1 protein-coding gene is annotated in these 1,380 nt (G+C 58.8%); it reads left to right on the forward strand.

What is annotated here, in order from left to right:
* The first annotated feature begins 60 nt into the window (after positions 1-60).
* Entirely contained in the window at positions 61-1,194 is a 1,134-nt protein-coding gene (locus tag BLU17_RS32075) for an IS701 family transposase (RefSeq protein WP_092006763.1), read from the forward strand.
* Positions 1,195-1,380 lie beyond the last annotated feature (186 nt).

The following is a 1,380-nucleotide window of genomic DNA, read 5'->3' on the forward strand; positions in this document are numbered from 1 at the left end:
CACTACAGCCGTAGTTATTGTTTCGTATACTAAGTTAGTACTACTACTGTGTATATGGCTATGAAAGAGATCGCTAAAGCATGGGAACGTGAACTGGATAAATTGCATGAGAGACTGGCTGGCCTGTTCAGGCGCTCCGAACCGCGACAGCGTTCGCTAGCCTATCTAAAAGGTTTGCTGGGCACAGTCGAGCGCAAGAACGGATGGCAGCTCGCAGAATGGATCGGCGAAGCCACACCCGATGGGGTGCAGCACCTTCTCGAGCGTGCACAGTGGGATTCTGACGCAGCTCGCAACATCCTTCGCGACTACGTCGTTGAACAACTCGGCGAGCGCGATGCCGTGCTGATCGTGGATGAGACGGGTTTCCTCAAGAAGGGCGAGTATTCTGCTGGTGTGCAGCGCCAGTACAGCGGAACAGCTGGCCGTATCGAGAACAGCCAGATTGGTGTATTCCTGTGCTACGCAGGAGACGGGGGCAGCGCATTTATCGACCGGGAGTTGTACGTCCCGCAAGGCTGGATAGATGATCGCAATCGCTGCCAGGCGGCGGGCGTGCCCGATAACGTGAAATTCGCAACCAAGCCCCAACTCGCGCGCTTGATGCTGGAACGGGCGCTGGATGCTGGAGTGCCCTGCGGCTGGGTTACAGGTGATGAGGTGTATGGCGGTGACCGGCTCTTGCGGTTGTGGCTCGAATCACGCGGGCAAGCGTTCGTGTTGGCAGTCGCGAAGAATGAACCGCTGTGGTGGCAAGGCCCGACCTCGGTGCGTGCCGACAGGATCGCACAAGCGTTGCCTCCACGTGCCTGGCGCCGCCTCTCGGCCGGAATCGGCGCAAAAGGCGAGCGTCTGTATGACTGGGCGCTCACACCGTTATGGCGCCTGCAATTGAGCGCTGAGGAACGTCGGTTTGGCCATTACCTGCTGGTGCGGCGCAGTCTCGACGAGAGTCGCGAACACGCATATTACGTCGTCTACGCACCCCGCACCAAAGTTACCCGTCAGACGCTGGTCAACGTCGCCGGCAGGCGATGGGAAATCGAGGTCGGATTCGAGGCCGCCAAGGGCGAATGCGGCCTCGATCAATATGAGGTGCGTCGCTGGCAGGGTTGGTACCGTCACATCACGCTGGCATTGTTAGCGCACGCGGTGCTTGCTGCTCTGAGGGCACAGGCCAAAAAAAACAGTTGAAGGTTCACTGCCATTCAGCGTTCAGGAGATCCGCCGGCTACTCTGTCGACTGATATGGCGAACGCTCCACTCCATCGACCATGTGATGTCGTGGTCAATGTGGCGGCGCCGACATCAGTACCGCGCCCAGCAGTGTCATTACCGACGACGCGGTGGCGTGCCTCCGCCATATCTACGGCTGTAGTA

The sequence above is a fragment of the Paraburkholderia lycopersici genome (genome assembly GCF_900096975.1).
GTDB classification, from domain to species: domain Bacteria; phylum Pseudomonadota; class Gammaproteobacteria; order Burkholderiales; family Burkholderiaceae; genus Paraburkholderia; species Paraburkholderia lycopersici.

Bases quoted from the DNA above. Each gene is read 5' to 3' on its own strand.
- BLU17_RS32075 (WP_092006763.1), top strand. From the start codon at position 61: ATGAAAGAGATCGCTAAAGCATGGGAACGTGAACTGGATAAATTGCAT.